The 12,889-nt window shown below is 67.8% G+C and carries 8 protein-coding genes; 3 read left to right on the top strand and 5 right to left on the bottom strand.

The window, feature by feature from the left end; all coding sequences use genetic code 11:
* Positions 1 to 537 (top strand): GNAT family N-acetyltransferase, encoded by a 537-nt coding sequence (locus AXA74_RS10210; RefSeq protein ID WP_029578910.1) that lies wholly within the window; start codon positions 1 to 3, stop codon positions 535 to 537.
* A gap of 5 nt (positions 538 to 542) precedes the next feature.
* Here the strand turns inward: AXA74_RS10210 and AXA74_RS10205 are convergent, their stop codons facing one another.
* Positions 543 to 1,937 carry an amidase family protein gene (locus AXA74_RS10205; RefSeq protein ID WP_032955282.1) on the bottom strand — a complete coding sequence of 465 codons (1,395 nt, stop codon included), beginning with the start codon at positions 1,935 to 1,937 and terminating at the stop codon, positions 543 to 545.
* Between the two features lie 191 nt (positions 1,938 to 2,128).
* Here AXA74_RS10205 and AXA74_RS10200 point away from each other — a divergent pair, with 191 nt between their 5' ends.
* A complete protein-coding gene (locus AXA74_RS10200; protein WP_029578912.1) occupies positions 2,129 to 2,413 on the top strand; it encodes a GNAT family N-acetyltransferase in 285 nt (94 codons plus the stop codon).
* Positions 2,410 to 2,799 carry a YchJ family protein gene (locus AXA74_RS10195; protein ID WP_029578913.1) on the top strand — a complete coding sequence of 130 codons (390 nt, stop codon included), beginning with the start codon at positions 2,410 to 2,412 and terminating at the stop codon, positions 2,797 to 2,799. Before AXA74_RS10200 ends, AXA74_RS10195 begins: the two co-directional genes overlap by 4 nt.
* 5 nt (positions 2,800 to 2,804) lie before the next feature.
* Here AXA74_RS10195 and AXA74_RS10190 read toward each other — a convergent pair whose 3' ends face one another.
* The 4 genes from AXA74_RS10190 to AXA74_RS10175 form a co-directional block, all read right to left on the bottom strand.
* Positions 2,805 to 3,998 carry an HlyD family efflux transporter periplasmic adaptor subunit gene (locus AXA74_RS10190; protein ID WP_048940268.1) on the bottom strand — a complete coding sequence of 398 codons (1,194 nt, stop codon included), beginning with the start codon at positions 3,996 to 3,998 and terminating at the stop codon, positions 2,805 to 2,807.
* Positions 3,995 to 5,737 carry an ATP-binding cassette domain-containing protein gene (locus AXA74_RS10185; protein WP_029578915.1) on the bottom strand — a complete coding sequence of 581 codons (1,743 nt, stop codon included), beginning with the start codon at positions 5,735 to 5,737 and terminating at the stop codon, positions 3,995 to 3,997. The genes AXA74_RS10190 and AXA74_RS10185 overlap by 4 nt, the downstream gene beginning before the upstream one ends.
* Entirely contained in the window at positions 5,734 to 6,924 is a 1,191-nt protein-coding gene (locus AXA74_RS10180) for a TolC family protein (RefSeq protein ID WP_223850548.1), read from the bottom strand. The genes AXA74_RS10185 and AXA74_RS10180 overlap by 4 nt, the downstream gene beginning before the upstream one ends.
* A gap of 101 nt (positions 6,925 to 7,025) precedes the next feature.
* Positions 7,026 to 12,542 carry a beta strand repeat-containing protein gene (locus AXA74_RS10175; protein WP_126623600.1) on the bottom strand — a complete coding sequence of 1,839 codons (5,517 nt, stop codon included), beginning with the start codon at positions 12,540 to 12,542 and terminating at the stop codon, positions 7,026 to 7,028.
* Between the last annotated feature and the right edge of the window lie 347 nt (positions 12,543 to 12,889).

Raw genomic sequence — 12,889 nt, 5'->3', positions numbered from 1 at the left:
ATGCGCCTCATCCCTTTCCATCCTTCCCACTATGCGCTCTTGGCCAGCTGGTTCGACAGCCAGCGCGGCGTGGTGCAATGGGGCGGCTCGCAAGTCAGCTACCCGCTGGACGCCGCCCAGTTCGACCGCATGCTGGCTGAAACCCATGGCGAGCGTCCCGCGCGCCGCTGCTGGATGGCCGAAGTGGATGGCGAACTGGTCGGACACGGGCAGCTCGGATTCGAATGGCATGACGGCAACGCCCGCCTGGGCCGCATCCTGATCGCACCGTCCGCGCGCGGCAAGGGCTGGGCGCGGCCCATGCTCACCCAGCTCATCGACCACGCTTACGCGCACCCGGAGATCGAGCGCGTCGAGCTCAACGTCTACACCTTCAATACGCACGCCATCAACCTCTACAAGGCGATGGGCTTCGTCTGGGAAGGCGCGCGCCGCTCCTCGATACGCAGCGGCGTGGGCCAGGAGCGCTGGGACACCGGCCATATGTCGATACTGCGCGCGGAATGGCGCGCGCGCACCCAGGCGCAGGCCGGCTAAGACGATCAGGGCTGCGCCAGTTCCACGGGCGGCCCGGCCGCCTCGATGGCCTGCCCCGCGTCCAGCAGGATGTCCTCGCGGTAGCGCGCCGCGAGCAGTTGCACGCCCACGGGCGCGTCGCCGGCCGAACCCATGGCGACCGCCAGCCCCGGCAGCCCCATGAAAGGCAGGCCGATCTGCGTCAGCTGCGCTTCCCAGACACGCCGGTATGCGGCCTCGCCCTGCATATCCAGGCCGTCGGCAAACGGCAACTCGGCCGACACCGGCGTCAGCAGCAGCGGATAGCGCTCGAAGAACAGCTGCCATTCGCGCACCAGCGTGGCCCGGCGCACCAGCGTGGCCTGGTAAGCCGGCAGGTCCAGTGCGCGGAATGCCTCGGCCTGGCCCTTGAGGGCCGTCAGGGCCCCCGCATCGCCTTCGCGTTCGGCCGCCGCCACCATGGCCTCGTAGCCATCGGCCAGCCACATGCGCAGCTGCAGGCTGGCCGCTTCCCGCATGGGCGGCGCGGCATCAAGCTCGTCCACCTGCCAGCCCGCGTCCCGCAAGCGGCCGGCGGCCTCGCGCAAGGCCGCCTCGACCTCGGGCACGATCTGCAGGCCGTCCGGGCGCAGCCACAGGCCGGCACGCCTGGGCCAAGGCTGTCCGCTCAAGGGCACGGGCGCATACCAGGGATCGCGCATATCGGGGGCCGCCAGCGCCTGCAACCCCAGGCGCACATCGGCGATGCGCCGGGCCAGCGGCCCCGATACGGCCGTGATCTGGCCGCCCAGGCCGCGTTCAGGCAGGGCGGCGTTATAGGCGGCGACCCGTCCCAGGGAAGGCCGCAGGCCGTGCACCCCGCAGGCGTAGGCCGGATAGCGGATGGACCCGGCGATATCGGTGCCGTGGGCCAGGTGGCCGATGCCGGCGGCGACCGCGCTGGCCGCGCCGCCAGAAGAACCGCCAGGCGTCAGGGCTGGATTGCGCGGATTGCGGGTCGCGCCGTAGAGCAGGTTGTCCGTGAACCAGCGCAGCGAAAAGGCTGGCGTATTGGTGCGCCCCAGGATCACCGCGCCGGCCCGCAGCAGATTGTCCACGACAGGGCTGTTGTGCGCGGCGATGACATCCCGCTGCAGGCGCACCCCATTGGTGGTGGCGAATCCCGCCTGATCGACGTTGACCTTTACCGTGACGGGCACGCCGCCCAGCACCCCCAGCGGCTCGCCGCGCGCCAGCCGCGCATCGCACTCACGCGCCCGCGCCAGCACCTCGTCGGGACGGCAGTCGACCACGGCGTTGAGCTGGGGATTGACCGCCTCCATGCGCAGAAGCGCCGCCCGCGCGGCCTCCTCGGCTGAAAACGCCTTGCGGCGGATGCCATCGGCCACTTCGCCCGCCGACAACTGCCAGATTTCTGCCACGGCCACTCCTCCTTGATAGAAAAATGCTTGCCCAGGCCCGCGGGGGGCCGGGTCCACCTTAGCGCCCATGGCCGCCGTCCGCAAGATGGCCGGCACCGATTCGGGCGGGCATGTAAAAATGGAGGAAAGCCACCGGCGCGCGAGCCGCGCGCTCCAAGACGCCCCCGTCCTGCAACCTGAAGGAGATTCGCATGACCCAGGCACAACCCGCGATCACCCACCTGGCCGAGCAAGGCCGCTTTGAAATCATCATCGACGGCCATGTCAGCGAGCTGGAATACCAATTGCATGACGGCGTCATGGTCATCCTGCATACCGGCGTGCCGCCCGAGCTCGGCGGGCGCGGTATCGCCGCCCAGCTGACCGAGGCCGCCCTGGCCGCCGCGCGCGAGAATGGCTGGAAAGTCCGGCCGCGCTGCTCCTATGCCGCGGCCTACTTCAAGCGCCACCCCGAATACAACGACCTGCTTGCATGAGCGCCAGATCCTTGGCCTGCCCTTGTGGCAGCGGCGCCGACTACCCCTCCTGTTGCGGGCAATGGCATCACGGCGAGGCGGCCGCGCCGGACGCAGCCAGCCTCATGCGCTCGCGCTACAGCGCCTTCGTGCTGGACGAGCTGGACTATCTCCTGCGCACCTGGCATCCGGCGTCGCGCCCGGCGTCGCTCGCCCCCAACCCGCCCGACCTCAAATGGCTGGGGCTGCAGGTGCGCCGGCACGAGCAGCAGGATGACAGCCACGCCCTGGTCGAGTTCGTCGCCCGCTATCGGCAGGCCGGGCGCGCGACCCGCCTGCATGAGATCAGCCGCTTCGAAAAGCGCGACGGCCGCTGGTATTACGTGGATGGCGAGTTCCCGTCCTGACGGGTTCAACGCTCCTGCAGCGACTCGCCCAGCGTCTTGGTGATGGGCTTGGTCAGGTAATCCCAGACCGTATGCTTGCCCGTCTTGATCTCCACCGTGGCGGTCATGCCCGGCTGGGTCTGTATCGGCTGTCCGTTGCGCGAGGTGAGATCGCGCCCGCTGGTCTTGACCTGCACGCGGTAATACGGCTGTTGCGAGCCCTCCTTGGATTCGTCATACAAGGTATCGGCGCTGATATAGCTGACCCGGCCCTGCAAGGACCCGTAGATGGCGTAGTCATAGGCGTCCAGCTTGATATTGCTCGGCAGCCCCGGCTTGATGAAAGCGACGTCGCGCGGCTTGACCTTGGCCTCGATGACCAGGTCCTCATCGACCGGCACGATCTGCAGGATCTCGTCGCCTGAGCGCGCCACGCCGCCCAGCGCCGTGGTCAGGCGGACGTTGCGCACCACCCCGTCCATGGGAGCGTAGACCTCCGTGTGCTCGAGCTGATCCTGGCGCTGGGCCAGCACCTGCCGGGCGCCTTCGAGGTCCTCCTGCGCCTTGGCCAGATCGGCCTGGGCATCCTGGTAGAACTTATTGCGCTTGTTGCTGATCTGGCCGGCGAGATCGACGACCTGACGCTGCAGTTTCAGCACCTCCGCGCGGCTGACATCGCCGCGCGCCACCAAGGGCTGATTCAGGCTGAGCTCTTCCTGCGCCAGCTTGCGGGCACGGTCCAGGGCGCCGATTTCCTCGTTCAAGGCGGCCTGGCGGCGGCGCATCAAGGCGATCTGGTTGTCGCGCAATTCCGGATAGGCATCGGCGTCCGGCTCAAAACGCAATGGCGTCTCGAACACTTCGGCCTGCAGGCGCGCCACCACCACCTTCAGGCCCGCGACCTTGGCCACGCTCTCCTGCATCGCCGCGCGCGCGCGGGTCTGCTGGAAACGGAACAACACCTGCCCGCGCTTGACCGTATCGCCTTCGCGCACCAGCATTTCCTCGAGCACGCCGCCATCGGGCGCCTGGATCACCTGGTTGCGCGAGCTGACAATCACCTGGCCGCTGGCGCGCGTGATCTTGTCCAGCTCGGCCCAATGCGCCCAGCCCACGAAGCCCGCCACCGCGGCCACGATGGTCCAGAGCAAGGCGCGGCCACCACCGCCGACACTGGCATCCTGGACCATGCTGTTTTCCAGATCGGTCTGTCCGCTCATGCTGTCACCGCCTCGGCCGGAGTTCTGGCCGCGCTCAGTTTCGCCATGACTTCCTGACGCGGTCCATCGAGCACGATCCTGCCTCCATGCATGACGATCAAGCGTGTGAACAGCGGCAACAACGCTGTCTTGTGCGTGGCGATCAGCGCCGAACGCTTGCCCGACTGCAATTCTTCCTGCAGCAAGCGCACGACCAGCGCCTCGTTGTCGGCGTCCATGGCGCCGGTCGGCTCATCGAGCAGCCACATCGACGGGCCGGCCAGCAGGAACCGCGTCAAGGCCAGCTGTTGTTTCTGGCCGCCCGAGATGCCGCGCCCGCCCTCGGCGATAGGCAGGGCCAGTCCCTTGGACTGGCCCGAGATCAGGCGCGCCAGCCCCGTGCGGCGGGCCGCCTCCAGCAAGGCCGCATCGCCCGGGTCGGGCAGCCCCAGCAGCAGGTTGTCCCGCAGCGTGCCGCTAAAGAGCCGCAAGTCCTGGGGCAGATAGCCGACCGCGGCCCGGGCCACGGCCGGGTCGATCTGGCCGGCGTCCAGATTGGACAGGAAAATCCGGCCCTCTTGCGGCCGATACAGGGTGCTGGCCAGCTTGAGCAGGGTGCTCTTGCCCGAGCCCACCGGCCCCAATACGCCGATCCGCTCCCCCGGCCGGATGTCGAGCCGTTCCAGATCCAGGGCCGGCTGCGCCTGGCGCGCATAGGCAAAGCGCACACGCTCAAAACGCATCGAAGGTTCGACGACGCCGGGCTTGAGGGCTTGCTCGCGATCGTCCTCCTCGTTGGCGAGCGCCAGCAACTGGTCCAGCGAATCGAGCGCGACGCGCGCATGCGCCCATTGCATCATCACGCCCGGCAGCTGGATAAGGGGCGCCAGCGCCCGATTGCTGAGGATGGAGCAGGCCAGCAAGCCGCCCATGGTGATCTGGTTCTCCGAGACCAGCCAGGCGCCGAACGCGATGGTGGCCACATAGCCCAACTGCTGCAGGCTGACCGTCAATTGCTGCGCGAGGCCGCCATGATCGCGCGACTGCCGCTCGGCGATGGCCGCCTCGTCGACCAGGGTGTTCCAGCGCGCCTGCATCATGCGCTCGCCGCCATTGGCCTTGAGCGATTCGGCGCCGTCGACGGCCTCGACCAGCAGGCCGGCCTTTTGGTTGGCGGCCGTCTGCTGTATGCGGGCATGGCGGCGCACCAGGGCCTGCAGGCCCAGGCCGGCCGCCAAGGCCAGGGGCGCCACGGCCAGCGGCACCAGCGCCACCCAACTGCCGACCAGCGCGATCACGGCGATATACAGCAGGGCAAAGGGCACATCGGCCAGGACCAGCAGCGACGCCGCGGTCAACACCCCGCGCACCAGCTCGAAACCCTTGATCTGCGAGGCCAGCGTCCCCACCGTGGGCGGCCGCGCTTCCATGCGGACATTCAGCATGCGCTCGAAAAAGCGCCGCGACAGCGTCTGGTCGATCGAGCTGGCGACGCGCTCCTGCATGCGGCCGCGCAGCAGCCTGAGGAGAAACTCCAGGATGACGGCCAGGCTCACGCCCACGGTCAGCACCCACAGCGTCTGGTGGCCTTCGCTGGGGATCACGCGGTCATAGACCTGCATGGAGAACATCGATGTGCCCAGCGCCAGCAGATTGGCCACCGTGGTGGCCACCAGGGCCTCGGCAAACGGCGTGCGGCGGCGCCACAGCGCGGCCGTCACCCAGCCCAGGGCGCCCGGCCCACCCTTGCGCGTCCTCATCGCAGGCTCCCCGACTCCAGGCGCAGGCGCAGCGCCGCCGCCTGCGCCTCATAACGCACGTCCACACTGGCCAGCTCGGCCTGTTCCACTTCACGCACCGAATTCATCATGTCCAACCAGCTCTTGCGTCCCGCCACGTATTGGCGGGAATAGGAATCGGCCACTTCGGCCGCCGTGCCTTGTATGCGGCGCGCCACCTCCAGGCGCAGCCGGGCGTCCGTCCATTGGGCCCAGTCGGTCTCGAATTGCTGGGTCACATCGCGCACGGCCGCTTCGCGCGCCTGGCGCACCGACTCCACCTGCGAACGCGCTTCGCTGACCGCCGACACGGCCGACAGCCCCGCGCCGGTCTGCCATTGCAGCACCAGCAGCGCGCGATTGGTCGATCCGACGCCGCTGCCGACCAGGGGCGCGCCCTGGACATTCTCAAGCCGCAGCAGCACCGCCGGGCTCAGGACGGCGCGACGCTCCCGCACCGTGGCCTCGGCCTGCTGCTGTTCGGAACGCAGCCGCTTCAGGCGCGGCGACAGGTCCAGCGTGCGCGCAAGCAGGCCATCCCGGTCATCCGGCAAGCCGGCTTCATCGGCCGTGCTGCCGATCACACTGCGCACGGGCTCGCCCACCAGTTGCTCCAGCTGAGCCAAGGCCACACGCAGCGCTTGTTTGGCGGCGTTGACGTCGTTGACGCTGGCCAGCATACGCGACTGCGCGAGATTGAGGTCGGCCGTGGCGCTGACCTCCTGCGCCACCCGCCGGCGTATCATCTCCAGCAGCTTGTCCTGCTGGGCAACATGGCCTTGCGCGACGCGCATGCGCTCCTGCTGGCGCAAGGCTTCGCTGGCGGCATTGGCCACCTTGATGCTCAGCTCCAGCTGGGTTTCGCTGATGGCCGCGCCGGCGGCCTGCAGGCGTTGGTCGGCCGCGTCGATGCCGGCGTCGATGCGGCCGCCGGCCCACAGCGGCTGATCCAGCCGAATGGCTCGCGTCGAGCCATTGAGCGAATCCGAGTTCGTGCTGCCCAGGGCGCGCGAACCCAGCTCCACGCTGGGCGTGGGAAACCGTTGCCATCCCGCGGCGTCGCGGTTGGCCTGGGCGGCGGCCTCATCGGCCCGCCGCCCGGCCACCGATGGATGCGTGGCCTGGGCCGCCTGCAGCAAGGCAGGGATGGTCCAGTCACGCGCAGCCATCGCAAGGGACGGCGCCAGACAGTACAGCCCCAGCGCCAACCCGACCTGCCGCAGGACGCCACGGCGGGGCCCCGCCCACAACCACTTCTTGTTGCTACCCCTCATGCGTGCGTGATCGTCCCGTTGTTGAATTGCAACTGGTCCAGCGTCACGTTGCTCAACAGGATGGCGGTCGCCGCCACATTGCTGCTGTTGTCGCCGTCATAGACAACCAGGGTGCTGCCGCCCGCCGCATTCACGGTGAAGGTGCCATTGGCGTAATTGCCCTGCACCGCGTGGTACGACTGGTCCGCCAGCAGACCATCGGCCGCCTGGCTGGCATCGGCCAGGTAGTTCAGCAAGGCGCCCGGATTGAGCTGGATCTGATCGCCACCCGAGAAGTCCGTGATGATGTCCAGCCCATGGGCGAACGACAACGTGCTGCCCGCGGCGTCCACGGTCGGGCCGGCCAACTGCATACCCGACAACAACGGCGAATCGCCCTGGAAAAACACAAACGTGTCGGCCCCTGCGTTGCCGGTCAGGATATCGGCGCCCTTGCCGCCGATCAGCACATCGTCGCCCGCGCCGCCGATGAGCGTGTCATTGCCCTGCATGCCGCCGAAGGGCACGCCGGAAGCGCCAGAGCCGTCCTGTCCATAGACGATCAGGTGCTGGTCTGCCGTCAGCGCCGAACCATCAATGGTGATGTTGAGCGCTGTCGGCGCGTCATTGCTGTCGTAGCCTGTCACCCCGATATCGCCGTACACGCCATCGCCATTGAGATCGGCCGAGGCTGTCATGTCCGAGGTCAACACCACGGTCACGCCGCCCTGTCCTCCAGCGGGATTCGACATCACGTCGATGCGGTCGATATAGCTGACACTGGCCGCGTCATGGAAATCGAAGGTGACATCCGTCGGCGCCGCGCCGATCTGTATACGGTCCCGGGTCGTGGGATCGCCGCCAGCGGCCAGGGTGTTGGGATTGCCGTCCCATATCGTGTTGGTGCCCGTGATGGTGTCGCCCCACAGCTCGCTCGGGTCGCCGCTCAGATACTGGATGCGGTCGGTGCCATCGCCGCCGTAGACGGTGTCCGCGCCCAGGCCGCCCGTGATCCGGTCGTCGCCCGCGCCGCCATAGATGATGTCGTCGCCCGCGCCGGCATTGATGCGGTCCGCGCCGGCGCCGCCATAGATCACATCATTGCCGCTCATCCCGCCAAAGGGCTGGTTGGCGCTGCCCGGCAGGCCTATCGCGCCCGAGCCGATCTGGCCGTCCACCTGTATCCACTGGTTGGCCGCGAGCGCGCGCGCATCCACCGTAATGCCGGCGGTCGTCGGCAGGTTGGCGCCATTGGCGTCCGTGGCGTTGTCATACCCCACGATACGTATGTCGCCATAAACGTTGTCGCCGTTGGCATCAGCCGAGGCCACCATGTCGGAGGTCAGCACCAGCGTCACGTTGCCGGCCGGCCCGTTCGCGCCCGTCAGCACGTCGATGCGGTCGATATAGCTGATGCTGCCCGCCGTGGCGAAATCATAGGTGCCCGCGCCCATGATCTGGATACGGTCCAGCGCGGTCGGGTCCCCGCCCGCCGCCAGCGTGGCCTGATCGCGGTCCCACACCGTATTGGTGCCGGTCACGATATCGCCGGCCATATCCTGCGGCGCCATGTACTGGATGCGGTCGGTGCCGTCGCCGCCGTAGATCGTATCGGCCCCGCCGCCGCCACGGATGCGGTCATCGCCGGCACCGCCGTAAAGGATATCGGCGCCCGCCCCGCCGATCAGGACGTCATTGCCGCGCATCCCGCCAAAGGGGCCGCTGGGCGCGCCGGAGCCGTCCTGTCCATAGACAACCAGGCTCTGGCCGGCCGTCAGCGCCGAGCCATTGACGGTGATATTGAGCGTGGTCGGCGCATTGTTGCTGTCATAGCCCGTCACCCCGATATCGCCGTACACGCCATCGCCATTGAGATCGGCCGAAGCCGCCATCTCGGAGGTCAACACCACGGTCACCCGGCCCTGCCCGCCCGTCGTGTTCGACATGACGTCGATGCGGTCGATATAGCTGACGCTGCCCGCCGCATGGAAATCGAAGGTGACATCGGTCGGCGCCGCGCCGATCTGGATACGGTCCCTGTTGGCTGGGTCGCCGCCCGCGGCCAGGGTATTGGGGTCGCCATTCCAGATGGTGTTGGTGCCCGTGATGATATCGCCCTGCAGCTCCGCCGGGTCGCCGCTCAGATACTGGATGCGGTCGGTGCCATCGCCGCCGTAGATGGTGTCCGCGCCCAGGCCGCCCGTGATCCGGTCGTCGCCCGCGCCGCCATAGATGACGTCATTGCCCAAGCCCGCGTTGATGCGGTCCGGACCGGCGCTGCCATAGATGGTGTCGTTGCCATTCATGCCGCCAAACGGCTGCTGGGCCATGCCCACCGGGCCGGTCGCGCCCGATCCGACCTGGCCATCCACCTGGATCCACTGGCCGGCCGCCAAGCCGCGCGCATCCACCGTGATGCTGGTGGTCGTCGGCAGATTGGCGCCGTTGGCGTCCGTGGCATTGTCATAGCCCACGATACGGATATCGCCATAGGCGCCATCGCCATTGAAATCCGCCGAGGCCACCATATCGGCGCTCAGCACAATGGTCACGCTGCCAGGCGCCGTCCCACTGAGCGTCGACGCATAGCTGGGCAAGGGGTTGGGGCCGGCGTTGGTGCCGGACTGCACGTCGATGCGATCGATATAGCTGATATTGGCCGTACCGAAATCGTAGGTGCCACCGCCCAGCAGCTGGATGCGGTCCTGGGAAGTCGGATCGCCGCCCGCGGCCAAGGTGGCCACATCGCGGTCCCACACCGTATCGGTACCGGTCACGGTATCGCCGGCCAGGTCGCCCGGACGCGCATACTGGATGCGGTCTGCGCCCTCGCCGCCATAGATCGTGTCGGCGCCGCCATTGCCGCGTATGCGGTCCTCGCCCGCGCCACCGTAGATCGTGTCGTCGCCCGACCCGCCCCGCAGGGTGTCGTCGCCATCCCCGCCCATGATGAACACGCCCGTGGTCGCCGCCGACTGGTCGATGGTGGCACCGCTGTCATCGGCGAGATACAGATTCTGGCTCAGCGGCGCGCCGTTGTTGCCGGCCGGATCCATAATCTGCGCGCTCAGCGTGGCCGCGCCCGAATCCGGCATATTGGACAGGGCGATATCGACATAGCCGTTCTGGATATCGGCCGCCGTCAGGGTCTGGCTGCCGGCGGGACTTCCGGTAGTGCCGACCACCACATTGACCCACACCACATCGCCCACGGCGGCCGCATGCCCGCCCGTTGACGTGACATCCAGCCCCACGCGGACCATGCCGCCGGCATTGTCCGGAATAATCGTCAGGCTGGTGGGAGCCGAAGGGGCCGCCGTGTCCAAGGTGAAATCAAACGCGGCGGAGATCGCGCTGACATTGCCGGCCGCATCCTGTTGGCGCACCAGCACCGACTTGGCGCCATCGCCGGTCAGCACGATGCTGTTGCCGCTGCCCATCAGCCAATGCGCGCCATTATCCGCGCTGTACAGCCAGATCGCGCCGGCCTCCAGGCCGGACACATTGAGCGTGCCATCACTGGTGATACGGCTGCCGCCGCTGGTGTCCATGGCCAGCGCCAGCGTGGGCGCGGACGGCGCGAACGTATCCACCGTGATGGTCAGCGCCTCACTGGCCGCGCTGGCGTTGCCCGCCTTGTCCGTGATCGTCGCGGTCAGCGTATTGCCGCCTTCGGTCAGGCCCGACACACTCACATCGGCGCGGCCCGCCGCAATATCCGCGGCAGTCAGGATATGCGTACCCACCGACGTATTGCCGTCGTACACCGTGACGACGTCGCCGGCCATCGCGGCCGTGCCGTCCGTTGCCGTCGTGCCAAAAGAAACATGCACCACCGCCGTGGTGTGATTGGTCAGCGTAGTGTCCGCCGTCAAGCCGCCGACGCTCGGGGCGATCTTGTCCAAAGCCGCCGACTGGGCGTCGGAAATCCCGGCCAAGTCCGTCGCATTGGCAATATCGGTCGCGGCCGTGTTGGCGGCCGTCTCCGCGCCGGCCGCCGCGTTGGACGCCGCCGTGCCGGCCGTGATCGCATCGACTCCCGCGGCCGTCAGCGCGCTGCTGACAGCCGACGCCACCGCGGTGTTGACCGCGGCGCCGACGGTGGCGCTCAAATCCACCGCGCCATTGGCGTTGGCGATGGCGTCGGCCAAAGCGCTGAGCACGCCCGTGCTGGCGCTGCTTGCGGCATTGGCGCTGTCGGCCCCCTGGGTTCCCGCCGTCGCGTCCGCCGCCGCGGCGGCCGCCTGGGCCATGGCCGTGGCTAGCGTCGCCGCCGCCTTTTGCGCGGCCACATCGCCAGCATTGATCGGATCGTACGCCAGCAGATTGTCGGCCGTCAGGCCCAGCGCCGCCTTGACCAGGGCGGTGGCCTCCTGCACCGACCGTCCGCTGTCTTGCGCCACGGCGTCGATCAGCGTCGTCAGCGGATTGATCACCGTCGAACCCGCCGGCGCCTTCAACTCGATGGTGTTGGCCACACCCGTATCGATATTGACGCCGCCCTTGGCGATCAAGGTGCCGGCCGGCGTGCCCACGGGCAAAAAGAAATTGCCATTGGCATCGGTCCGCACGCCCGTGTTGAAATCGGCCTCGCCATCGCCGTTGGTATCGACCCAGATCTGCGCGCCGCGCACATAGCCATCGGCCACCGTGGCCGACCCGATCACGAAACTGGCCGCATCATTGCCGGCCGCATCCTGGATCGCCGCCGCGTCATTGCCGGCGGTGGGGTCGTTATAGGCCACCGAAACATTATCGTGCACGCCAAAAGCATTGGTCAGCGTCAAGGTGATCGTCGAACCGTTGATCACAATGCTCGCCACCGGATTGGCCACTCCCCCCGTCGTCACGGCAAACGCGCCTAGCGGCGGCGGATTGGCCGGGTCCAGGGCTTCGTTGTAGGTGATGACGATCGTGCCCGCGCCGGCCGCGCCGCTATGGGCTTCGACACCGACGAGGACAGGAGCGGTCGTGTCGGCCGGCGGATTGCCGGGATTGCCTCCCGAGACAGGAGGATTGGAACTGCCTCCCGACGACGACGGACTGTCGTCGCTGCCTCCGCCACCCCCGCCACCGCTGGCCGCCGCCGCAATGACGCCGATGCCCAGTAAACCCAGCGCCACCAGCGCGCCCGTCGATAGCCCCCCGGATGAAGCGGCGGCGCCACCGCCCTCGGCGCCGCCGGAAGCCGCCGTGCTCCCCGAGCCACCGCTGCCGGCGCCCGCATCCGTCTGCGTGGTCGCGGCCTGGGCCAGCTCGATGCGCTCACCCGTCGTCTGGAAAGGCTCCGCCGCGGCCGCGGTGTCGATTACGTTCTCATCCGGCTCGGCACCGGCCTGCGCCTGGACCTCATCCCGCGGGGGCGCCTCCTGCTTCGCGCTCTCCTCGGCCGGCACCAAGTTCTCGCCCAGCAGACCGTTCTCCCCCGGCTTACCCGGATGCCGTTTCCCTTGTGCCTGCCACTCGCGCTTTCCGCGCGCGCTCTTGCTCATCTGGGGGTCAAGAGTCCCGTTGGTCACTACGGCTGCAGCCATGTCCTAGCCCTTTTATCGAAGTTTTGCGCAAACGAAACTTACAGAAGCCTGACTAATCCCTCTTCCCATGTTTTCCAAATGTCAAAATTCTCCTGAAAAACAGGGGTTTGACTCATTCAGATACAAGGATCAGCAAAAGTAAGCCGAGGGAATCCTGAGTAAGCGCATGCTAGAGGGATGGCAAGACAAAGTCCCCCCTCAAATTGGATATGGACAGTCCGCGGGAAATGAATTAGCGAACGCTCTTGACGCGGGTGCCAGGGCCTGGCGTGGTTGTCGCGGCGGTCATTGCCGCCGCCGCCCAAGAGGTCATGGGGGGAGGGAGGCGGGGGTTTTGTAGGGGTGGG

The organism is Bordetella hinzii LMG 13501 (genome assembly GCF_001548475.1).
Taxonomy (GTDB): domain Bacteria; phylum Pseudomonadota; class Gammaproteobacteria; order Burkholderiales; family Burkholderiaceae_B; genus Bordetella; species Bordetella hinzii.
Note: the sequence above shows the minus strand (reverse complement) of the source record. Positions and strands in the feature narration are given on the sequence as shown.